Consider the following 22,434-nt stretch of genomic DNA (forward strand, 5'->3'; position numbering starts at 1 on the left):
ATACAGTCCTTATGCCTCAAAAATCATAGTGCCGTACTCATAATTTTTTATCTCTTCAACTTATAAATCACAAAGTAAATAAAAAATCTTGTACCTGTACAACGCTATATTCCTACTTTTAATAGAAAGATATGAGCTAACGATGGGTCACGATTGGAATAGGCTAAATTCATATTATTGAGTATTTAACACTTTAATAAATGACCTTTTGTACATTTACCAGTACACTAAGCGGTTGATAGCAATGTGCGAAATTAAAGCGCATTTTTGGTGTCATATTCTATGTTTTATTAGATGGTCTAACTTGGTTTGCGTGCTGCGCCCTGCCAGTCATTATCAATTATTCACGAGTCTCATACATGCCTGAATCTTTAAATATTATTGACCTTATTACTCAAGCCAGTCTTTTGGTACAGATAGTAATGGCGTTATTGTTATTGGCTTCCTTACTCAGCTGGGTAATTATTTTTCGTATGAGTGCACGGCTTGGGACTGCCAAAAACTTCGATCAGCAGTTTGAGACGTGGTTTTGGTCGGGTGAAGATTTGGCCAAACTGTATCAAGGTGTCCAAGGCTCTCCTGAACGTCAAGGGCTTGAGCAAATCTTCTATGTGGGATTTTCTGAATATTTAAGAATGCATAAAAAGCGCCAACCTAAGGATGACATCATTGATGGCGTTGAGCGCAAGCTGCGAGTCGGTTTAGGGCGTCAGCAGCAATTACTAGAGTCAGGATTAACCACGCTAGCAAGTATTGGATCAGTGGCCCCTTATATTGGTCTATTTGGTACGGTTTGGGGTATCATGAATGCGTTTTTAGGACTGTCTCAAACTGAGCAAGCCACGTTATCCTCTGTGGCGCCTGGTATCGCTGAAGCGTTAATCGCGACTGCTATGGGACTGTTTGCTGCTATTCCTGCTGTACTGGCTTACAACCATTTTACGGCCAAATCGAGCCAACTGTATGACTCACGCGCATTGTTTTGCGATGAGATGACGGGCATGCTCCAGCGTGAGACCAGTGCAGAAAATATCACTGGTAGAGACCATCAGGCAACTGCGAGTCAGGTGACAGGGTTATGAGACAAAGCCCATATCGCCGTGAGAAAAAAGCACTCAACGCGGAGATGAACGTTGTTCCTTATATTGACGTAATGCTCGTGCTACTTGTGATATTTATGGTGACAGCACCTATGCTGATCACGGGCGTCGATGTTGACTTACCAAAAGAGCAAACCAATACCATGAGCCAAAGTCAGCTACCGGTTATTGTCTCATTGACCGATAACGGTGAGATTTTTATCAGTTATGAAAACAATATTGATTTGCCAATTAGCGAGCCGGAGTTGATTGACACCCTATCCAATCTACAAAATCAAAGTGCCGATGCTGGGGCGCAACCTTTGCAAGTCATGATTAATGCGGATCAAAACAATCAGTATGGTGCCATCATGACCCTAATGGCGACCTTACAACAAGCAGGTATCCAAAAAGTTGGTCTGTTAACAGGGGCGCCCTTGCCCGCACCTTCATTATAATGACGTCTATTCTTAGCCCAACTTGCTATAATAAAACTGATCATTTGACGAACCTCGTTTTTGAGTATCTCTACCATGCATAATGCCCCTATCGTTTATGTACCAACTCAACCTGAAGGCAATGGTCTTACCTTGCCGACGCTACTCAGTTTGCTGGCACATGCACTTGTGATTGGTGTGCTTATTTATAATTATCAACATGATGAGGTAGAAACGGCTGGTAGTATTGAGACTGTCATGGTATCGCCTGAACAGCTTGCTGAGATGCAAGGACAAATCTTAGCCAATCGGGCGGCCGCGGCCAGTGCCATGCAGGCTGAAAGCAGCGCAAGCGGTATGACGCAGACAGAAACGTTTGACGGTAGTGCTAGTGCACAGAACCCAAATCAAACCAGTTCTCAGCGCGTACCTGTTTTTACACGCTCTGACGACTCTAGCAGCCAGCCAATGCTCATGAGTGAAGATCAGCAACAGCGCCTGTTTGAGCAAAACCAAGACTATGAACGCCGGATGGCTGAATGGGCAGCGCAGTTGGATGACTCAGTGGCCGAAGAACACAGTCAAATTGAGCAAAATAAACGAGAGCAGCGTGCAGAAGAGCAAGAAAGGTTAGGAGAGTTTCGTAGTAAACAGAATAACCCACCGAAGATTACACGCCCTACTGCAAGTGATCGTAATATAGAAATTAATACAGGCAGTGCGGGTAAAACCTACAATCTATCAGATGGTCAATCCAGTATTTCTGGCGATACAGCCACGTCCAGTCTCACTAAAGGTAGCAGTCGCTCTGCATCCAGTGGCAACCGCGGCGCCAGCAACAGTGAGATCGTTGGTTTGATCAAACGTAATTATAACCCACCGACCGCAGCGAAAGGCTCCACTCAAAGCGCAACGCTAACCATTACTGTCAACGCGAGTGGAAATATTGTTAATGTTTCTGCTTCAGGGCCTGATAGCGCTGTGAATGAGGCTGCCAAGCAAGCCGTATTGGATACAGGCTCATTACCAATCGATACCGACGATCCTAAATACCCTACCTTTACCATACAGTTTAAAGGCAGTAATTAATCAGTTGCTCATGTCTTATATTATTGATAACGTGATGTTAAACCGTTATTACCGTGCGATATACGGCACTACTATCATGACAAGGGCAACCTCCCTTATTTATAAAAATGATAACCATATTGTTTTAGGAGCTCAACTGACTCATGCGTACCCATCAGAAACTATTGGCCTCTTTACTCGCCAGTGCCTCTACTCTCCTTGTTTCTCCTAGTCTATTTGCCGCACCTGTCGTTTTAGAATTGGATTATGAAATCCCTGTCCAGCAAAACCAAGTGGCTTTTGTGCCCTTCGCTGGCGATTCGGTTTTATCACCTATTGTCTTAAATGATTTGAGCAAGACTGAGCTAAAAGTGACTAGCCAAAACTTACCGCAGCAGCCGCACAGCAGTGGCGAGCTTTCAGGCTCGTTACCAGTATGGCAAAGTATGGGAATTCCTTATCTGGTGGTCGGCACCACACGCAGTAATCGCGGCAAGATAGTGACGGATTATGAAGTGATTGACGTTAAATCTGGTCGGGTCATCGAAGGCAAACAAAGCTTGACCGCTGATAATAATAGAGAAAGCCTACGTTATGCCGGACATGTTATCTCCGATAAAGTGTATGAACTTATCACAGGTATTCCAGGCGATTTTTCAGGGCGTATCGCCTATATTGAAGAGATTGGCGCTGGGAAAGAGAAAGTCTCACGCCTAAAAGTCATGGATGCAGATGGCGAAAACGCCAAAACTATCACAGAAGTTGCAGGCTCAATCTTTTCACCAACATGGTCACCAGATGGTAGTCGTATCGCCTACTCTGTACAGCGTGATAAGTCATACCCTGTTATTTATGTACAAAATGTCAGTGGCGGCGGCGCAAGTGCGTTAACGCCTTTTGCAGGTAGCAATTTAAGCCCTTCATTTTCTCCTGATGGTAGTAAGATACTATTTTCAAGTAGCTTTGAAGGCAGCGCTCATATTTATGAGATGAGTGCCAGTGGCGGTCAGCCTAGAAGACTTACCAATTGGCCCAGTAGCGAAGTGCAACCAAGCTATGCACCCGATGGTAAATCTTTCGTCTTTGTCAGTGATCGAGCTGGCTTTAATAAGCCACAAATTTATCGTTATGAGTTTGGCTCAGGTCGCACGACTAAAGTATCTAATAGCGGTTATGCGACCAGTCCGCAATATAGTAGCGATGGCTCACAAATTGCTTTTTTGAGTGGACGATCAGCTGCCATCATGAATAACAATGGCGCGGTTACTGCTAATTTGGGTAATACAGGTATCGATGAAGCACCAAGCTTTTCTCCAAACGGTAAACGCGTGGTATATGCATCAAAGCAAGGCGGTAAAGGTGTGCTGACCATCAAGTCACTGAATGGTGGTGAAGCATTCGGTAAGTCAGGACAAGGCGTCATCCGCTCACCAGTATGGTCATCTAGTCCCAAATAAGATGATCGGCTTCGCTCTATTAATATAAAGTATGAAACATAAAAAGCGCCTAACGTTATACGAGGCGCTTTTTATAATATTACTTGTAATGACCAGTATCTTTTTATCCTTGATTGCTTTCTGAGATACCTTTATGAAATCCTTAACGCTAAGCTGTTTATTGACCTCGGTGTTGCTAATCACAGGTTGTCAATCGTTTCAATTTGTTGATAGCCCCATACCCGTCACCGCACCTCTTGCTGTACAAAACCATACCCAGTAAAGCAAAAAAACAGATACCAACTTGGCATCTGTTTTTTTATTGAACTATTTTAAGGGCAGCCTATCACCTTATCTCAAGGTTTTACAGAAGCGGGCTGATGTTTGATAATGGTTTTTGCTAAATGGTCACCGAACCAAATAGCCGTATCAATATCGCCAGGCCCTGGCGTTTCTTCTGGCGGTCCATCTAGAGACTGTGTCATTAACCCCAAGAAGCTGGACAGACGGTTTAAATCATGGGCTTCATGACCTGTTGGCATCAAGGGCAACCCAATCCAATTCATGCCATGCTGCATCGCATATAAAGAAATCTGCTGCAATACTGCCAATTTGTCGCCACTTAGCCCACCAGAGTTGGCAAAGGCTGCTGCCCACTTACCTTCCCATACCCGATGATACCAACGCTTTGAGGTTTCATCCATAAAGGTCTTAAATTCAGCCGTCACACTACCCATATAGACAGCGCTACCAAACACCAACAAGTCTGCTTGATCCAAATAATCCCAATCGACATCATGAACATCGACAACTTTGGCCTGTGATTCTGGTAATTGCTGGTGCGCCCCTTTGACAATAGCCTCAGCAACACGCTTGGTGTGCCCATAGTTACTATGAAAAATTACGGCAATAGAAACGTTGGGTACGTTATCAGTGGACGTGGAGGTTAAAGGCGATTCGACAGATGTATTCATACAAACTCTAATTATGGATTAATTGAACAGACTAAGAGTCTGTTTTTAGGATACTAAAAATGTATGTTATAGATATCTCATTTATTTAGCTAATATGAGGCAAGCTTTCGTAAATTCAACCTGATCTTATTTGCTATATTTATAAGAACTTAATCAGTGTCCTAACAATATAACTATTTTTAATAAATGAGCGGTCAACAGATTAAATAAATGAGCGGTAAGGAAAAAGATGAATTCGCTGTATTACTATCAATCACTAATCAGCCATTACAATCTTATATATTCCATTAAAGAATATATAAATTCTTCCTCTTCTTGTCACGCTTTTAAAAAACGGGTTTATCATAGGGCGCTTATTCAACTATTCGCGAATATACTACTTAAATATTCCAAAAAACTATTTAAATAACAAACTCTGAAAACATATATCAGAGAAGGATGTACTCTTTTGGCTATTACAACAACGAAAGTTCAACCCGTAAATGACACACTAGACCCTATTGCTAGAGGGACCTTGGCACTAAATGACCCGCAGAAGCTACTGGTAGTAGGTGGCGCACTTGCTGGCTTTGTTATGCTGATTTATCTATTTGGCACCCAGCCTATGGCTCAGCCCTTACTTTTTATTATCGGCTTATTGCTTGACTATACTCTGTTTCATGCGCGTTTTGGTTTTACTTCTGCATTTAGACGTCTGATGTCAGTAGGTAATGGACAAGCGATGCGTTCTCATATGCTGATGTTAGCGGTTGCAGTCAGTCTATTTGCCCCTATTCTTGCCTATGGTACGACCCTGTTTGGCGGCTCGGTCGCAGGGTATGTCTCACCCGTTGGCGTTAGTTTACTCGTCGGCTCTTTTGTATTCGGTATTGGTATGCAGCTGGGCGGCGGCTGTGCTTCTGGTACGCTTTACGCCGTTGGCGGTGGACGTTCAGTGATGTTCATCACCTTTATCTTTTTCGTCATTGGCGCAACTGTTGGCGCTTATCATCTGCCGTTTTGGACAGAAGAGATGCCCTCCTTTGCCCCTTTTTCTTTAGCGACGTCCACAGGTCTTGGCTATAGTGGTGCTTGGATAGTATCGTTGGCACTATTTGCTCTGATTGCATGGGTCACGCTTATTGTTGAGAAAAAAACCAAAGCACCGAAAATGGCACCCGTGCCGACTGAAAAAGGTTGGAGACGCATTTTTCGCGGCTCATGGCCATTATTTGCAGCAGCGATCGTTCTTGCCATACTGAATGCGCTAACATTAATCACGCGTGGTCAGCCATGGGGTATCACCTCTGCATTTGCATTATGGGGCTCTAAAATTGCAAGCAACTTTGGCGTTGATGTTGCAAGCTGGGGCTATTGGCAAGGAACCAATGCCGCTGCGCTAAATGCTTCAATCTTTGCTGATTCGACCACGGTCATGAATATCGGTATTATCATCGGTGCTTTTATTGCCTCGGCAGCAGGAGGTTTATTCAAATTTACTCAGATTACTCTAGGTAATTTTGCAGCCTCTGTGATTGGCGGGTTGATGATGGGTTATGGCGCGCGTCTGGCTTTTGGCTGTAATATCGGTGCTTATTTTGGTGGTATTGCCTCTTTTAGTGCTCATGGTTATATTTGGGGTATCATGGCAATGGCAGGGACTTTTTTAGCCTTATATCTGCGCCCCTTGTTTGGGCTGTCTGTACCAAAATCTAATGATTCTGTATGCTAAAAAATCAATAATTTGTGAATAAAAAATAGCAGACTTATATTAAGTCTGCTATTTTTTTGGACGATTAACATTATAAATGCTACAAACGAATAGCGATCCTTACATCACTTCTATTAATAAATAGATTTTATGAATGCGCAGAAAGGCCACGAACAATCACTAGCGCCATACGCCCTGTAGCAGGCTGATTCAAATGCGTCTGACGACGATAGGAGTAATATCGATTATCAGCGTAACTACAATGCTCAGGCAACCCACCCACTAACGTTACGCCAGCCGCCTTTAATTGATCGGCAGCCAGCTTTGGTAAGTTAATTTTGAGCTTATCAGCATTGTCTGCCTCGCTATTAACAACATACCGCTGGTCAAAATTTTCAATGTCAGAAGCCGTTAATGACTGAGTTTCTACGCAGCCAGCTAATAATTGGTCACGGACTTGGCGACCAACCTCGTAACTTTCTTGACTGATACAAACACCAATCCAAGCACTTATCGGCCCAGACTCTCTAAAACGCTGAACCGTTGCTTGAATAACGCCGCATGCCAACCCTTGCCAGCCTGCATGAATTGCTGCAATCTGACCACTGGTAGGTTGATATAAGACAATGGGGACACAATCAGCCGTCATTATGGCAAGACCAAGACCTTGCTGTTGACTAATTATCGCATCAGCGGGCATTGGCTCCATACCTAGTGCAGTAGCATCAACATCATAAATGTGCTTGCCATGAACTTGACTGACCCAGTGCAAGCTTTTGACTTGAGTGCACAGCTCATTCTTGAAAGATATATCTGTCATTTGCTCATTGATGGCAGCCAATAGGCGCATACGATTATTTAATACACTTGTCGCATTATCCTTGACATGCAACCCTAGATTTAGCTCGCCATAATCAGCCCTACTTTTTTCTTCAGCTTGCTCTTTCTTTGAACCAAACGCCTCAATATGGAGAGTATCATCGCTAGAAAAAGCAGACGTTTGAAAAACCGCCACATCATCAACTTGCGCCAGCAATGTCATGGGAAACGTATTAATCATGGCTGATGTACCGTATTCATGGGTTGTTATTATTCGTATATGGTGATTATGTCGCCGGCAGTCATTAACTCTTTACCAGCTATCACAAGCATTTATAAATACTTGCTTATTTGTCGTATTCGTCGTCATAGCCATTGCTTAACACTGCTATTAACTGCTGCATGTCTTCAGGTAATGGTGTTGTGACTTCAACGTCTTCGCCTGTCGTTGGATGAACAAATCCTAATGTATAGGCATGCAAGGCTTGACGTGGAAAGTTACTAATCGCTTGACGCTGAGCTTCTGATAGACCCGAACGCAGTTGGCGACGACCACCATAAACACGATCCCCTACTAGCGGATACGTAATATGACTGAGATGTACACGAATCTGATGCGTACGCCCTGTCTCTAGTCCCACATCTAATAAACAGTAGTTTTCATTGAGCGGTGTGACATTCAACAAATGCGTCACTGCCTCACGCCCGGCGGTCATCACCGTCATTTTGGTACGCTGAGTGCGATGACGACCAATCGGTGCATCAATACGCCTGTGACGAAGTAAGCTTGCTGCATCCCCTGCCACCACACATTGATAATGGCGATAGACCGATTTGTCTTTTAGCTGCTCCATCAAAGCCATCTGAGCGGGCTTGGTTTTGCCAATCAGCAAAAGCCCTGATGTGTCTTTATCAATACGGTGTACCAAACCTGCGCGTGGCAAGTGGTGTTGCTGCGGATAATGATATAAAAGCGCATTGACCAAAGTACCCGTTTGATTGCCAGCGCCCGGATGAACGACCATACCAACAGGTTTGTTAATCACCAGTACGTCGTCATCTTCATAGACAACATCGATATCGATGTCTTCTGGTTGATCTTCACTATGCTGCTGCAACGTCGTTGATAGATGTAGAACATCATCGGCTTTGACACGGACTTTTGGTCGTTGCACACTGCCGTTATAGAGCAAGCTTCCGTCAGTTATCCAACCTTGTACTTGCACGCGCGAGAAGTCTGAAAACACCAGTGAGGCAACTTTATCAATGCGCAGGCCAGACTGATCTTCGGTGACAATGTGTGTCATATCTACCACCACTGGTATGGCTTGACCAGCAACAGGGACCTCATCATCGCCATCATCTATGTTGCTATCGTCAATCTCGTCATCAATATCGCTGTCTTCTTCGAGCAAGTCGTCATTATCAAGAGCATCAGTGTTCTCATCAATCATTTCTTGATTGTCAGGCTCGTCATTGTTTAAAACATTATTTGGCATTGGTGACTCTTGTGCTGATGAATCAGTATCTAGCGACTGATTCGGTGGTAAGTGGGTAGTCATAGCATCATTATTCATAGAAGATTTATATAGGGTAAACTTCCTAACATGGCTTGAAATAGCAACGTTAAAGGGAGTGTTATAACAAACAGACGACCGCTCATTGATTACTGATGTATCTTAAAAAGAATCATCGTCAAAAAAAGCGGAAGCAATATGGCGATAGTGTATCATGCCAAGCGCTTAAGCCCTATAGAGGCACTGTTTTATCTGTCTTTTTTTGATGATCCATCACCTTGCCGAACATCATTTAGTAACTCTCTAGAATATAACATTGCTGTAATTTACTGTATATTTAGCGATGCCAGTGACATTGGAGATCGCTCATAATGGCCGCTCATGTTAAAATGCTAGGCTATAATCAGAGCGCAGATCGAGCGACCTCAAAAGCTATCGTATTTGTGGGCAGATGAATTCCCATGCAACTGTATTAGTATAGTGTGGTCAAAAAATTGCTCTGGCTTATCTGAGTGATGTTAAAATGCCTCAGTACTAAAGATTTATGGATATTTGACATCATGCAGCTATAATTAGATGGTGAAAAAATAGACGAGGCCAGCGTTATTCTATAAAGTATAGCCATATTTTGCTGTATGCTATGGCACTGTATCTTAAAATAATCGTATTTTATTAGCGTAAAATAAGATTTTGATCTAATGCACAAGTTATTAACCATAGCAAAACCGCATTCGATGAAGATCATATTCTTAATGAGTTCGCTTGATCATAAGCATACTCAATAGTAGACAGTTAACTGATGCCATAAGCATCGTTTTTTATTATTAACCTTTTATATAGCATAATGGCGCTGCTATTGTGCGTCTTGTGTCGGAGAAGAAGTATGCAAGCTGTTGGCAATACGTTTATCAAACTGTCCTCAATAACCTTACTTGCGCTTAGCGTAAACCTTGTGGGTTGTCAGACTTTCAAAAACCTGACTGGTAAAAAAGACGTCGATGCAGTAGAAACTGCCGAAAAATCAGAGCAAAACTATTATAACGATGCCATCGCTCAGATCGACAAAAACCGCTACAATCAAGCCATCGAAGACTTAACCAATTTGCGTACTTTTTACCCTACTGGACAGTACGCCGAGCAAGCTTTACTCGATATGATGTATGCACAGTATGCCAGCGGTGAGTTTGAAATGGCCGCATCCAGTGCTGAACAATTCATTCGTCTATACCCATCTAATCCACAAGTCAGCTACGCCTACTATGTACGCGGCGTGGCCAATATGGAAGGCTCATCAGAAGGTTTAAAGCTGTTTAAGTTAAATCAAGCAGAGCGCGATACCGCCTATTTGCGTATTGCTTTTGCCAATTTCCAAGAGCTTATTAATAAATACCCGAACAGCCCTTATGCACCAGATGCTGCTCAGCGTATGACGTTTATTTACAATCAGTTTGCTGAAAGTGAGATGAGCGCTGCCAATTGGTATATCGAACGTGAAGCCTATGTCGCTGCTGTGAACCGTGCCAAATGGGTGTTCCAATATTATCCACTCAGTGAATCTACGCCAGAAGCCATTGCCATTCTTGCTTATAGCCATGGCAAATTGGGTCTGACTGATTTGGCAAACGAGTATAAAACCCTATTGCAAATCAACTATCCTAATTGGTTGACCAATGATGGTCGTGTCAAATTAAAAACCAAACGTGACAGCACGTGGCTCAACAAAATAACCTTTGGGAAGCTTGGTCGCTCAAGTACAACAGATGCTTCTGCTGCCACTGGTCAATATAATGGTGCCACCAAACTCCAAATGATTCGCAACGCCAATCAATTGAGACTGCCTAGTGATAATGCTGCACCAGCTAATGCACCGATAGCGGGTTCTTTCACATCTTCTACAAATAGCAATGGTGTCAATATTGGGTTAGGATTGCCAGAAGCATCAACAGAACGCGTTACTAGTCAATCGAGCACAAGTTCTACTGCTAGAGAAGCAAACGTTGATCCGCAAAACATCAACCCAACACGCCGCACGACTCTACCTGAGTCTGAGCGCGACGGTATTATGCTGACACCATCGGACACTGATTCAGGCATGAATTAAGTCGGATTTCTTTAGGCAGCGCCATGCTGGCTACTGCGTGTCATAAATAATAAGGTCAACATTATGTTGGCCTTATTTTTCTGCCCTCGATATTTTGCTATGACTGATTTATCGGCTGTGTCTTAACCTAATTGACCTATGGTAAACTATTTTTTGTATGAGCATTCCTAACCATATCCTCGAACAATTAAATAGCCAAGCTGATTTAATCAGTATCATTGGACGTCATACCACGCTCAAAAGAGCGGGCAACGAATATAAAGGCTGCTGCCCTTTTCATGGTGAAAAGTCGCCTTCTTTTTATGTCAATCCACAAAAAAACATTTATCACTGTTTTGGTTGCGGGGTTGGTGGCAACGCCATCAGTTTCTTGCGAGACTATGAAAGTTTAACGTTTATTGAAGCCGTCAATGAGCTGTCAAAGCAAACGGGCATCGAGGTGCCAAAAGAAGAACAGCAAAATGTTAGCTATCAACGCACCAAACAGTCCACTGTCAAGCCGACATCTCAAGCACCAACAGCTACTCAATCAGACAATCCTACGCCTGTTGGTCAAAATCAAGATAATAGCGCTCCGTCGTATTCAGACTCTGTCATTTACGATGATGGTCATTATGACAACTATCCACCATTAGACGTTTATGACTCAGCGCCTTATTCATCTGAGGGCTACGGCTCAGATTATCAAAGCAGCAGTGACAGCGGTAATGGTTATCCACCTTCGTGGCTGACAGACACTGACGCAATCACAGATCTGCACAGTATGGATCATTCTGCTGATGAAGACGGTAACTTGTATGAGCTACTCGAGCAAATACAGCAGTTTTATCAGCACAACCTTGCTACTCATCCTCATGCCAAGCACTATTTTTTATCACGTGGTATCACAGAAGACATATTTGAGACGTTCGGTTTGGGGTATGCCCCTTTTGGCTGGCAGCATCTCGAGCATCAATTTCCACAAGATATTGAAGGATTAAAAGCATTAGGTTTGGTTCGCCAATCAGAATCTGGACGAGATTACGACTTATTGCGTGATCGTGTGATTTTTCCTATTCGGGACAATCAAGGTCGCACTATTGGCTTTGGTGGTCGAGCACTCGACAATGAAGTAAAACCCAAATATATCAACTCCTCAGATTCACCCGTTTTTCACAAGCAGCATGTGCTATACGGCTATTATGAGTCACGCCAGCAACGTGCTGACAGCTGGCTTGTGGTCGAAGGCTATATGGATGTCATTGCCCTCTATCAAGCGGGTATTTATGGCGCAGTCGCATCAATGGGTACGGCAATTAATGAGAGTCAGATATCTCGATTGTTGACATTGAACCCGACTTTGACCCTAAGTTTCGATGGTGATAGTGCAGGACAAAAAGCCGCTTGGCGCACGCTTGAAGTGGCTTTGCCTGTATTGGCTGATGATAAAGAGTTGCGGTTTTTAACTTTACCCAACAACCATGACCCTGACACCTTTATCAAAAGTCAGGGGGGCGATGCCATGCGCGAGCAAATCGCCAATGCCATGCCTTTATCTCAGTATATTTTTGCTTATTTGAGTGAGCGTTATGACTTAACCTTGGCTGAAGGCAAAGCGAAACTGATGTCTCAAGTTCGTTCGTTAACGACGGCCTTACCCAAAGGCAGTAGCTTTCGCTATCTGCTTAATAATGATATTTATCAAAAACTGGGCGGCAAACGCAGTCAAAATGTCGAGGCCAAAGATGCGCTGTTAGATTTTGATGGTGACATGACCATCAGTCAGCAGCTGCAACTTTGTTTTTTGTTTCAACCGCGCACGCTTATTGATGACCCTATAGAAATCATTTGGCAGCGTGCTGGTATCAATGGTTTGCATTTGCCTCCCCATATCCACCAAAAAGCATCGCCTGACGTTTTGCGCCCTGTGGCTTGGGAGGACTTACAAGACAATGCCTTACTTGATATCGTCAGCACCATCAAACGCTGTCTCAATTACTTGCCAAAAGATGCCAATGCAGCGGCACACTTTATCTTATCCAATCTAAAGCCGCTCACGCAAGAAACGCTTAGCCGTGGTTGGGGTGGATTTTATAAAACATTGACCGCAAGAAATGTATTAAGTCTAGATGAGCTGGTTGAAAACTTGGTCATGCAGTTGCTCAAATTACATTTACAAAAAAAGATGCAAGAGCTGATAAAAAATCCAGACCATATCAAACTGGCAATTGTTCGTAAGCAGTCGCAGTTATTGAATGACTGGTTGCGCGCCCAACAAGCCGAACAATCGGCGCAGATGGTCACCGTTCAATCTTAGCGCCTACGCTTAATTTTTGTTTCTCAAACGGTTGCCCTTTAAAAGTATCGTGGCTGCCCCCACTATTAATGATTATGCCCAGTAGCATGTGAAGCCTATTAATCGTTTCGCTGATGGCAAATAATCAGTAAAAAATAGTGGGTAGATATCACTACCTCGTGCTTGACCGCGCTGGTCTGTGTTAAACTGTGTCGCTGTGTATTTGTAGCATTGCTTAGTGAGTGATGATACGCACGCCTCGTTAAGCACACATTTTTTAGGTATCTGTTTTTTAGGCCTCAGTGTTTGAAGCCTTTTTGAATGTTTAGCTGTTTTTCAGCAGTGTTATTGTAGTGTTTTGAGCCTTTATTCATATCAACTCATTTTTGATATTATTGACAACCTCTACGCCCCATTTTGATCAATCGATTGATAAGATCAACGCACCCAACAAGCGATAGCGAGTCACAATATAAAAATGTCCGATGCAAGTAAGCGAGTATTTATGAACGATAAGTCAGTTTCTAAGTCCACATCTCAACTGGCCACCTTAATCCAGATGGGTAAAGAGCAGGGGTATCTCACCTATGCTGAGGTGAATGACCAACTGCCCGACTCTATTACCGAAAGCGATCAGATCGAAGATATTGTGCAAATGCTAACTGACGTTGGTATTAAAATCTTTGAATCAGCACCCGATGCCGATGACATCTTGATGAACGATGATTCAAGTGATGATGATATGGCAGCGGATGAAGCAGCAGCCGTATTGGCGTCTGTTGAGACTGAGCCCGGTCGTACCACTGATCCTGTGCGTATGTATATGCGTGAAATGGGTACTGTTGATCTACTTACCCGTGAAGGTGAGATCTCCATTGCTAAGCGTATCGAAGAAGGTATTCGTGATGTACAGCATGCTATGGCTTATTGGCCAGGTACTGTGCAGTTCGTCCTTGACGAATATCAAAAAGTGCAAGATGGTGAGAAAAAGCTTTCTGACGTCATTACTGGTTTTTTAGATCCTGAAACCGAAGAAGACAAGATTGCTGCCCAAGAAGCCAAAGAAGCAGCAAAAGAAGAGCGAGAACGAATCAAAGAAGAAAAAGAAAACCCACCAATCATCAAAGCAAAAGCCAATGCCAAGGCATTAGCATTAGATGATGATGACGAAGATGAAGACGACGTTGAAGAAGAAGCCGAAGAAGAAACCAGTGGTCTTGATCCAGAAGAAGTCCGCTTACGTCTAGAAGAAATCGAGCATTTATTCATCAAAGCCAAACAAGCCTTATTAGACTACGGTCGTGGTAGTGTACAAGCAGATGACGCTTATGCCCTACTCGCTGAACGTTTTATGATGTTAAAGCTGAACAACCGCTTGTCAGATCAAGTCATGGCCATCATGCATGATGTTTATGATGACGTGCGTAAGCTTGAGCGCCAAATCATGCGTTTGGTTATTCGCCGTGGTCGTATGCCGCGTGAAGAGTTCCGTAAGACTTTCCCAAGTAACGAAACCAACGTCGATTGGCTTATTGAGCGCATCAAGGGCAAACCTGCATTTGCTGGCACACTAGAAAAAGTCACTGATGACGTTATTTTATTACAACGTCGTATCCGTGATTATGAGCAGCAGCTCGACATGAAAATCCACGACATGAAAGACGTGGCGCGTCGTATGGCTGTCGGTGAAGCAAAAGCTCGCCGTGCCAAAAAAGAGATGGTTGAGGCCAACCTGCGTCTGGTAATCTCTATCGCCAAAAAGTATACCAACCGTGGCCTACAGTTCTTGGATTTGATTCAAGAAGGTAACATTGGTCTGATGAAAGCGGTGGATAAGTTTGAATATCGTCGTGGTTATAAATTCTCAACGTATGCTACGTGGTGGATTCGTCAGGCAATCACGCGTTCTATCGCTGACCAAGCCCGTACCATTCGTATCCCTGTACATATGATTGAGACTATTAACAAGATTAACCGCGTGTCACGTCAGTTGCTACAAGAAATGGGACGTGAGCCGACGCCTGAGGAATTAGGCGAACGCTTAGAGATGGACGAAGTCAAAGTCCGTAAAGTGTTGAAAATTGCCAAAGAGCCTATCTCAATGGAGACGCCAATTGGTGATGATGAAGACTCACACTTAGGTGACTTCATTGAAGATGGCACGATTTCAAGCCCTGTCGATGATGCAACCTCTGCTGGTCTGCGTGAAGCCACTCGTGATGTACTAGGCAATCTGACTGAGCGTGAAGCACGTGTGCTTAAAATGCGTTTTGGTATCGATATGCCAACCGACCACACGCTTGAAGAAGTGGGTAAACAGTTTGACGTAACGCGTGAGCGTATTCGTCAGATTGAGGCAAAAGCATTGCGTAAACTGCGTCATCCATCACGTTCTGAGCACTTGCGCTCTTTTCTTGAAAACGACTAAGCCTCTAGTCAGCTAAGTATAAAAAAAGCCGAGTTTATCTCGGCTTTTTTGTGTGTGTTAATCCAGGCTATTAATGAGCCCCTAAGTTTTTTTCAGCATCGGGTTTATCATGAATACCAAAACGCTCTATCATTGTTTGGCTCGCCTCATTCAAACCGATGAGCTCCACCTCAGTGCCTTCACGGCGAAATTTGATAATGACTTTATCAATCGCAGCAACTGCCGTCACATCCCAAAAGTGTGCTCGTGACACGTCAATAATGACTTTGGATACAGACTCTTTGATATCGAAGGATTTCGTCATACGCTCTGCTGATGAGAAGAATACTTGACCGTCAACGTGATAATGACGAGTACCTGCAGCATCCATATAGGTATGCACACTCATATAACGCTCGATTTTGTTGGCGAAAAACAACGCTGATAGTAATACCCCAATGAGTACTCCATACGCTAAGTTATGAGTGGCGACTACCACAGCAACTGTCGTAATCATCACAAGATTACTTTGTAGCGGCTTGGTTTTCAGCTCTTTAAAAGAGCCCCAATTAAACGTACCAATTGACACCATGATCATCACAGCAACCAATGCTGCCATTGGAATCAGCTTTAGCCAGTCACTCAAAAACACGACCATGAGTAATAAAAACACACCTGCAACCAAGGTAGACAGCCGTGTATAGCCGCCAGATTTTACATTAATAATAGACTGCCCAATCATTGCACAGCCTGCCATGCCACCAAAAAACCCGCTAACGATATTTGCGATACCTTGACCTTTACACTCTTGGGTACGATCCCCTTTGGTATCGGTCAAATCATCAACGATGGTCATGGTCATCATAGACTCAAGCAAACCGACGATCGCCAAACTAATAGAATATGGAAAAATGACTAATAAGGTATTTAGGTTTAGCGGAATATCTGGTATCAAAAATAAAGGCAAAGTATCAGGAAGCTGTCCCATATCATTGATGGTACGCGCCTCTGCTCCAAACAAAATAGCGATTGCGGTCACCAGTACAATACTGATGAGCGGCGATGGAATCACTTTGCTAATTTTGGGAATGTAGGGATAGCCATAAATAATCACTAGACCTAATGCTACCAGACCATAGACGTGTACCAAATTTGAGCCTGCTTGCGGCATCAACTCAGGAATCTGCAACATAAATATCAAAATAGCCAGCGCATTGATAAAACCAAGGACAACAGATTGAGAAACATATTTCATCAAATTACCGAGCTTTAAAAAGCCAAAGATAATCTGTATGACGCCTGTCAATACACTGGCTGCTAGCAAATATTGCAAACCGTGCTCTTTGACCAATGTGACCATTAACAGCGCCATGGCACCCGTTGCCGCAGAAATCATGGCTGGACGTCCACCAACGAATGAAATCACCACAGCGATACAGAATGAAGCGTAGAGACCTACTTGGGGATCTACACCAGCAATAATAGAAAAAGCAATTGCTTCAGGAATAAGGGCCAAAGCCACTACCATGCCAGCCAAGACATCGCCTCTCACGTTGCCTAGCCAGTGTTCTTTAATTGTATTTAACATTTTGAGCTCAGTTTTTGAGCGCAGCTTTAGTTTGCCAATACACGAAATATTTTGAAAGTATCTGAGCCAAACAGTCTGACACATTTTTATCTGAGCATGATGCCCATCAAGTAATAAGTATAAAAATGTGAACTGTCATCGTTAGTCAGTTGTTGTCATAACTTACTTTTCGTGGTTTGAGCTTGATGATTCATTTGATCTTAATGATGCAATAGAAACATCGAATAATGAAACAAACATAAAAGCCATGCGTATGCATAAGAAAAAGCGTCAGACGCTTTATAAGAGTCATTGCTGCTTAGAGCAATGTTTACTGAGGAGAGGGTCAACTAGGGTGGCGTATTCATCTTTGTGGTAGGTAGCTTTTTTGAGTGTATGAAATAATATTTGCGGGCATTCTAACATAGATGCGTTCGATTTATAAAATCCTATTTTGTTTGTGAGCGATAGACTTTGATGAACTTATGGTTGGTGGGCTTTACACATTTTATTTCTATATTAAAATCTTCGTGTACACTACGTAGCGCATTTATACCCTTATCGCTAGGAAACTGACATGATTGTTCGGCAAAAACCTCACCGTTTTAAAATATTTTTTACCCTTCGCGGTTCAATCATTCCAAAAATCTATCCACAAATTCTGTTAATCGCTCTGCTAAGTACCTTGATTACGATTGTGCAGCACTGGATTCCGAACTCATTCCCCTACTATGGGACAGCGACCTTTACCTTACTCGGTGTCGCTTTATCATTGTTTTTAGGGTTTCGTAATAATGCAAGCTATCAGCGTTGGTGGGAAGCTCGCAGTCTCTGGGGTCAGCTGGTGTACGAATGTCGCAGCCTCACTCGTCAAGTCTTGTCTTTTATAGACGAAGAAGACAAAGCTGGACAAAATTTGCAGAAAAACATGATTTATCTAACCATTGCGTTTACTCACGCTGTGCGCCATCGCCTTCGTGATACTGAGCCGTGGCAAGATATCGAGCGGTTTGTTGACCCAACGCATCATGCCAGCATGCGTCAAGCGCAAAACTTACCTGATTATCTGATGCGTTTAATGGGGAAAGCGCTTGGGGATATTCGACGTCAAGGGCTTACGTCAGAGCAAGTGATACAAAACATGGACGAACGTCTGACATCGATGACGATTGTCTTGGCTGCCTGTGAGCGTATTCATAATACGCCACTGCCCTTTGCTTATATGTTATTGGTGCATCGTACGACCTACTTGTATTGTATTATGCTGCCCTTTGGCTTGGTTGCCTCTCTAGGCTGGGCAACGCCTCTCATCTGTGCGGTGATTGCCTATACGTTTTTTGGTCTAGATGCGTTGAGCGAGGAGCTTGAAGAGCCATTTGGCATGGCTGCCAACCAACTACCGCTTACCGCTCTGTCACGTACTATTGAGATCAATCTATTAGAAGCCTTGGGAGAACCAGACTTGCCACCTGCTATTGCACCTATCAATGATTATCTGTCATAACGGTATAATGGCAACGCTCGTCGTTGCTTATGACAGCATCTGACTGATCATGGTTAGATATCACGGTACTTGAAAAATCGTGCAGATACCACCATAAATAGCGCATAAAGAAACTCCCCTTAATAAAGGCAACTGTCCAGAAATTGAGTTCATTAAAAGCCTGAGCCTGTCTTGGCTTTGTTAAGGCCAATATTTATATAGCCAAATTCTTAGAAAAGCGAGGCATACATCATGAGTGATGATCAAAGAGACAATAGCCAAAACCCAGCAAACAAAAGAGCGGTGAATGTGACTGACCTCACGCCCAATGAAGGCATCTTAAAAGGCAAAAAAACGGACATTCAAAATCCTGAGCTTTGGGATTTTCCGATGAACTATCCTTTAAGTATCATTGGTCATGAAGGCGAGCACGAAAGCTTGCTTAATGAAGTGAAGCTTATCTTGGGCAGTCAGTTCCCAGATTTTGATTTAGCCTCTATCGAAGTCAAGCCCTCTAGAACGGGTCGTTTTCACTCAGCGCGGGTCAATCTATATTTAACCAATGCCAATCAGGTCAATGCGCTGTATGCGTCACTTGATAACGCCAAAACGGTACGCATGGTTGTTTAATAAGACCGTCGTTATTTAACGGGATGATAGTTGGTTAAAACCACTATCTTTTTCGTCCAAATCGTCACTCGCTATTAATAACATACGGGTGGCGATTTTTTATGGTTTGATGTACAATCTGCGCCCTCATTTTTATTACTAGCCTGCTCTTTATGGCCTGATAATTTGTGAAGGAATCAAAAGCAAACGGTCATTCCATTTTTACAAAAAATTTATTATTTTTCTTATTCTCGCTTAACCCTTGTCCCATCGTCCTTTGCCAAAATACGGACTGTCAGCAACATAGTTTTATCGTAAAATCAATATAGTATTTTCAAAACTTTCCCGCTATATTGTGCCTACCTACTAACAAACACGCTACATGTAGTACTCAATGATTTTAATCATCATCATGAGTAGCGGCAGCTTTTTGCCTAAAAAAACCTGCCGCGCTAGCGTTATAAAGAATGTCTGCCAAGTACCAGCCGTGCAGCATCACTATAAGTAATCAACTTAAGAGGCCAACATGACACATATTGATAAAATCCAAGTAACCAAACGTGATGGACGTTTAGAACCTATTAATTTAGACAAAATTCATAAGGTTATCGCGTGGGCCGCTGATGGTTTAGAAAATGTGTCAGTATCGCAAGTTGAGCTAAAGTCGCACATCCAGTTTTATGAAGGTATTAAGACTCGTGATATTCACGAAACCATCATCAAGTCAGCCGCCGATCTTATCTCTGAAACCACCCCTGACTATCAGTATCTAGCCGCGCGTTTGGCCATTTTTCATCTGCGTAAAATTGCCTACAACAGATTTACGCCGCCGCATCTTTATGATCATGTCAAAACCTTAACGGACGCAGGCAAGTACGATCAGCACATCTTAGCGGACTACAGCCGCGCTGAATTTGATGAGTTAGAAGAGTATCTTGACCATTGGCGCGATATGAACCTTGCTTATGCTGCTGTTGAGCAAATGGCAGGGAAATATCTTGTACAAGATCGCGTCACCAAGACGGTTTTTGAAAGCCCGCAGTTCTTGTACATGCTCGTCGGCATGTGTTTGTTTGCTGGTTATGACAAATCAGACCGCCTACACTACGTCAAACGCTTCTATGATGCGACGTCAGAATTTAAAATCTCACTACCAACGCCAATCATGTCAGGTGTGCGTACGCCATCGCGTCAGTTTAGCTCGTGCGTCTTAATCGAATGTGGTGATAGCTTAGACTCAATCAACGCCACTACCAGTGCCATCGTACGCTACGTGTCACAGCGTGCTGGTATCGGCATCAACGCAGGTCGTATCCGTGCCCTTGGTAGCCCTATACGTGGCGGTGAAGCGCAGCATACTGGCTGTATTCCTTTTTATAAATTGTTCCAAACGGCCGTTAAATGCTGCTCACAAGGTGGCGTACGTGGCGGTGCTGCGACGTTGTTCTACCCACTATGGCATTTAGAAGTTGAGTCATTACTGGTACTCAAAAACAACCGCGGTGTTGAAGACAACCGTGTCCGTCATATGGACTACGGCGTACAGTTAAACAAAACGATGTACACGCGCCTCATCAAAGGTCAAGACATCTCGCTATTCTCACCAGGCGATACCCCAGGCCTTTACGATGCGTTCTTTGAAGATCAAGACAAATTCGAAGAGTTATACACCAAGTACGAAAACGATCCTAACGTGCGTAGCCGTCAAATCCCAGCGGCAGACTTGTTTAGTCTAATGATGCAAGAGCGCGCCAGCACAGGTCGTATCTACATCCAAAACGTCGATCATTGCAACACGCACAGCCCATTTGACGCGACGGTTGCACCGATTCGCCAGTCAAACCTATGTATGGAAATCGCACTACCGACCAAACCACTTGATAACATCAATGACGAAGAAGGCGAAATCGCGCTTTGTACGCTATCAGCGGTCAACTTGGGTAAAGTTGAAAACGTCAGCGATATCGAAGAGCCAGCCGAGCTAATCGTGCGTGCGCTTGATGCCCTGCTCGACTACCAAGACTATCCCGTCAAAGCGGCTCAAAACGGCAGTATGCGTCGCCGTACACTCGGTGTGGGCGTGATTAACTACGCGTATTACTTGGCTAAGAATGGCGTGCGCTATTCAGATGATAGCGCGCTTGGTCTGACGCATCAGACGTTTGAAGCATTGCAATTCTATCTCTTAAAAGCGTCAAACAAATTGGCAAAAGAGCAAGGCGCGTGCCCTGCGTTCAATGAGACCACGTACTCACAAGGCATCTTGCCGATTGATACGTATAAAGCCGACTTGGATAAAATCTGCCAAGAGCCGCTACATCTCGATTGGGAAACGCTACGTGGAGAGATCACTGAGCACGGTCTACGCAACTCTACCCTAACCGCCTTGATGCCATCTGAGACCTCAAGTCAGATCGCCAATGCGACCAACGGTATCGAGCCACCACGTGGTCTGGTCTCTATCAAAGCGTCAAAAGACGGCATCTTAAAGCAAGTCGTGCCTGAGATTGACAAGTTAAAAGATCAGTACGAGTTACTATGGCAAATGCCAAACAATGACGGTTACCTAAAGCTGGTCGCTATCATGCAAAAATTCGTCGATCAAAGTATCTCTGCCAATACCAACTACGATCCTGTTCGTTATGCTGGTGGCCGTGTACCGATGAAGATATTGCTAAAAGATTTACTAAACGCTTATAAAATGGGTGTGAAGACGTTGTACTACCATAACACGCGTGATGGTGCGAACGATGCGCAAGCGGATATGGAAGATGATTGTGCTGGCGGTGCATGTAAGATTTAAGGTTTGTAAGAGAGGCCCTTTAAAGAGTGTTTCTGATGGATAGCCGGTTTGACTTTTGGGTTAAACTCGTCATCTACCACTAATATATAGTCGAAAGGTTTTAAAATTTGTTTGGCACTAGAAGTGCCAGGCAATAAAAATGGCAAAGACGATTTCTCATCTTTGCCAT

15 protein-coding genes are annotated in these 22,434 nt (G+C 43.6%); 11 read left to right on the top strand and 4 right to left on the bottom strand.

Annotated features, from left to right (window positions below):
* Nucleotides 1-359 precede the first annotated feature (359 nt).
* The 4 genes from tolQ (at nucleotide 360) to CIK80_RS01355 (ending at nucleotide 4,041) form a co-directional block, all read left to right on the top strand.
* On the top strand, nucleotides 360-1,082 hold the full coding sequence (gene tolQ, locus CIK80_RS01340; RefSeq protein ID WP_095568563.1) for a protein TolQ: 723 nt from the start codon (nucleotides 360-362) through the stop codon (nucleotides 1,080-1,082).
* Complete coding sequence (gene tolR, locus CIK80_RS01345; protein ID WP_095568564.1) at nucleotides 1,079-1,537, top strand: protein TolR; 459 nt, start codon at nucleotides 1,079-1,081, stop codon at nucleotides 1,535-1,537. The genes tolQ and tolR overlap by 4 nt, the downstream gene beginning before the upstream one ends.
* Before the next feature lie 60 nt (nucleotides 1,538-1,597).
* Nucleotides 1,598-2,605, top strand: coding sequence for a cell envelope integrity protein TolA (locus CIK80_RS01350; RefSeq protein ID WP_257011655.1), 1,008 nt, complete (start codon nucleotides 1,598-1,600; stop codon nucleotides 2,603-2,605).
* A 143-nt stretch (nucleotides 2,606-2,748) separates the two neighbouring features.
* Nucleotides 2,749-4,041, top strand: coding sequence for a PD40 domain-containing protein (locus CIK80_RS01355; RefSeq protein WP_095568566.1), 1,293 nt, complete (start codon nucleotides 2,749-2,751; stop codon nucleotides 4,039-4,041).
* A 335-nt stretch (nucleotides 4,042-4,376) separates the two neighbouring features.
* On the opposite strand, the gene CIK80_RS01360 is transcribed toward CIK80_RS01355, so the two are convergent.
* Nucleotides 4,377-4,994, bottom strand: coding sequence for a flavodoxin family protein (locus CIK80_RS01360; protein ID WP_095568567.1), 618 nt, complete (start codon nucleotides 4,992-4,994; stop codon nucleotides 4,377-4,379).
* Between the two features lie 448 nt (nucleotides 4,995-5,442).
* Here CIK80_RS01360 and CIK80_RS01365 point away from each other — a divergent pair, with 448 nt between their 5' ends.
* Complete coding sequence (locus tag CIK80_RS01365) at nucleotides 5,443-6,705, top strand: YeeE/YedE family protein (protein ID WP_257011656.1); 1,263 nt, start codon at nucleotides 5,443-5,445, stop codon at nucleotides 6,703-6,705.
* 127 nt (nucleotides 6,706-6,832) lie between these two features.
* Here CIK80_RS01365 and CIK80_RS01370 read toward each other — a convergent pair whose 3' ends face one another.
* Together CIK80_RS01370 and CIK80_RS01375 are read right to left on the bottom strand one after the other, a co-directional pair.
* On the bottom strand, nucleotides 6,833-7,744 hold the full coding sequence (locus CIK80_RS01370; protein WP_095568568.1) for a polyphenol oxidase family protein: 912 nt from the start codon (nucleotides 7,742-7,744) through the stop codon (nucleotides 6,833-6,835).
* Nucleotides 7,745-7,850: 106 nt separating this feature from the next.
* Nucleotides 7,851-9,065, bottom strand: a complete 1,215-nt coding sequence (locus tag CIK80_RS01375; RefSeq protein ID WP_179288300.1) for an RluA family pseudouridine synthase — start codon at nucleotides 9,063-9,065, stop codon at nucleotides 7,851-7,853.
* Between the two features lie 838 nt (nucleotides 9,066-9,903).
* Between CIK80_RS01375 and CIK80_RS01380 the strand changes: the two genes are divergently transcribed.
* The 3 genes from CIK80_RS01380 (at nucleotide 9,904) to rpoD (ending at nucleotide 15,824) form a co-directional block, all read left to right on the top strand.
* Nucleotides 9,904-11,121: an outer membrane protein assembly factor BamD gene (locus CIK80_RS01380; RefSeq protein WP_095568569.1), complete on the top strand. Its 1,218-nt coding sequence runs from the start codon at nucleotides 9,904-9,906 to the stop codon at nucleotides 11,119-11,121.
* Between the two features lie 157 nt (nucleotides 11,122-11,278).
* The gene (locus tag CIK80_RS01385; protein ID WP_095568570.1) at nucleotides 11,279-13,417 is read left to right on the top strand and encodes a CHC2 zinc finger domain-containing protein; all 2,139 of its coding nucleotides are present in this window, start codon (nucleotides 11,279-11,281) and stop codon (nucleotides 13,415-13,417) included.
* Nucleotides 13,418-13,901: 484 nt separating this feature from the next.
* Complete coding sequence (gene rpoD, locus CIK80_RS01390; protein WP_062844357.1) at nucleotides 13,902-15,824, top strand: RNA polymerase sigma factor RpoD; 1,923 nt, start codon at nucleotides 13,902-13,904, stop codon at nucleotides 15,822-15,824.
* Nucleotides 15,825-15,894: 70 nt separating this feature from the next.
* Here the strand turns inward: rpoD and CIK80_RS01395 are convergent, their stop codons facing one another.
* Nucleotides 15,895-17,391, bottom strand: a complete 1,497-nt coding sequence (locus CIK80_RS01395; RefSeq protein ID WP_095569495.1) for a SulP family inorganic anion transporter — start codon at nucleotides 17,389-17,391, stop codon at nucleotides 15,895-15,897.
* 556 nt (nucleotides 17,392-17,947) lie between these two features.
* Here CIK80_RS01395 and CIK80_RS01400 point away from each other — a divergent pair.
* The 3 genes from CIK80_RS01400 (at nucleotide 17,948) to nrdA (ending at nucleotide 22,265) form a co-directional block, all read left to right on the top strand.
* On the top strand, nucleotides 17,948-18,874 hold the full coding sequence (locus tag CIK80_RS01400; protein WP_095568571.1) for a bestrophin family ion channel: 927 nt from the start codon (nucleotides 17,948-17,950) through the stop codon (nucleotides 18,872-18,874).
* A 231-nt stretch (nucleotides 18,875-19,105) separates the two neighbouring features.
* Nucleotides 19,106-19,483 carry a DUF493 domain-containing protein gene (locus CIK80_RS01405; protein WP_095568572.1) on the top strand — a complete coding sequence of 126 codons (378 nt, stop codon included), beginning with the start codon at nucleotides 19,106-19,108 and terminating at the stop codon, nucleotides 19,481-19,483.
* A gap of 505 nt (nucleotides 19,484-19,988) precedes the next feature.
* Complete coding sequence (gene nrdA, locus CIK80_RS01410) at nucleotides 19,989-22,265, top strand: class 1a ribonucleoside-diphosphate reductase subunit alpha (RefSeq protein WP_062844355.1); 2,277 nt, start codon at nucleotides 19,989-19,991, stop codon at nucleotides 22,263-22,265.
* Nucleotides 22,266-22,434 lie beyond the last annotated feature (169 nt).

Origin of the sequence: Psychrobacter sp. JB193, from assembly GCF_002285555.1 — a bacterium.
GTDB classification, from domain to species: domain Bacteria; phylum Pseudomonadota; class Gammaproteobacteria; order Pseudomonadales; family Moraxellaceae; genus Psychrobacter; species Psychrobacter alimentarius.

Bases quoted from the DNA above. Each gene is read 5' to 3' on its own strand.
- CIK80_RS01395 (WP_095569495.1), bottom strand. From the start codon at position 17,391: ATGTTAAATACAATTAAAGAACACTGGCTAGGCAACGTGAGAGGCGAT.
- CIK80_RS01360 (WP_095568567.1), bottom strand. From the start codon at position 4,994: ATGAATACATCTGTCGAATCGCCTTTAACCTCCACGTCCACTGATAAC.
- CIK80_RS01370 (WP_095568568.1), bottom strand. From the start codon at position 7,744: ATGATTAATACGTTTCCCATGACATTGCTGGCGCAAGTTGATGATGTG.
- CIK80_RS01400 (WP_095568571.1), top strand. From the start codon at position 17,948: ATGATTGTTCGGCAAAAACCTCACCGTTTTAAAATATTTTTTACCCTT.
- CIK80_RS01385 (WP_095568570.1), top strand. From the start codon at position 11,279: ATGAGCATTCCTAACCATATCCTCGAACAATTAAATAGCCAAGCTGAT.
- tolQ (WP_095568563.1), top strand. From the start codon at position 360: ATGCCTGAATCTTTAAATATTATTGACCTTATTACTCAAGCCAGTCTT.
- CIK80_RS01380 (WP_095568569.1), top strand. From the start codon at position 9,904: ATGCAAGCTGTTGGCAATACGTTTATCAAACTGTCCTCAATAACCTTA.
- CIK80_RS01375 (WP_179288300.1), bottom strand. From the start codon at position 9,065: ATGACTACCCACTTACCACCGAATCAGTCGCTAGATACTGATTCATCA.
- rpoD (WP_062844357.1), top strand. From the start codon at position 13,902: ATGAACGATAAGTCAGTTTCTAAGTCCACATCTCAACTGGCCACCTTA.
- CIK80_RS01405 (WP_095568572.1), top strand. From the start codon at position 19,106: ATGAGTGATGATCAAAGAGACAATAGCCAAAACCCAGCAAACAAAAGA.
- tolR (WP_095568564.1), top strand. From the start codon at position 1,079: ATGAGACAAAGCCCATATCGCCGTGAGAAAAAAGCACTCAACGCGGAG.
- CIK80_RS01355 (WP_095568566.1), top strand. From the start codon at position 2,749: ATGCGTACCCATCAGAAACTATTGGCCTCTTTACTCGCCAGTGCCTCT.
- nrdA (WP_062844355.1), top strand. From the start codon at position 19,989: ATGACACATATTGATAAAATCCAAGTAACCAAACGTGATGGACGTTTA.